This window comes from Mesorhizobium sp. M4A.F.Ca.ET.020.02.1.1, assembly GCF_004022645.1.
Classification (GTDB): domain Bacteria; phylum Pseudomonadota; class Alphaproteobacteria; order Rhizobiales; family Rhizobiaceae; genus Mesorhizobium.
In genome coordinates this window covers 1-381 of the sequence record NZ_RZOI01001439.1, presented here as the reverse complement: position 1 = coordinate 381, position 381 = coordinate 1, and the positions used below count along the sequence as shown (strand labels likewise).

Genomic DNA, 381 nt, shown 5'->3' with positions numbered 1-381 from the left:
ACCTTGATCAGCACCTGGCTCGGCCTGGGCGTCGGCACCGCGATCGTGCCTTGCTCGAGATAAGGCTCCATTGCCTCCAACGCGCTGCCGGACGGCGTCTTCGTGTAACCGTCGCCGGTCAGCAGCAGCGCCTTCATTTCGGACGGGAGGGTCATCGGGGAACTCCTTGCTTGTCGCAGACGGTTGCCGGTTGAGCTTGCGCTCAGACCTTCTCCTGCGTGTACTTCTTCAGCTCGGTCCGCGCCACCTGCCGGCGATGCACCGCGTCGGGCCCGTCGGCGAGGCGCAGCGTGCGCAAATGCGTCCATGAGCGCGCCAGCGGCGTGTCCTGGCTGATGTCTTGCGCGCCGACCATCTGCACCGCCTCGTCGGGGTCCTTGA

General features: G+C 66.4%; 1 protein-coding gene. It reads right to left on the bottom strand.

Annotation, left to right across the window (positions count from 1 at the left end):
- Positions 1 to 202: 202 nt before the first annotated feature.
- The coding region (locus EN742_RS37570; protein ID WP_281035084.1) for an acyl-CoA dehydrogenase family protein at positions 203 to 381 on the bottom strand (179 nt) is incomplete at its 5' end.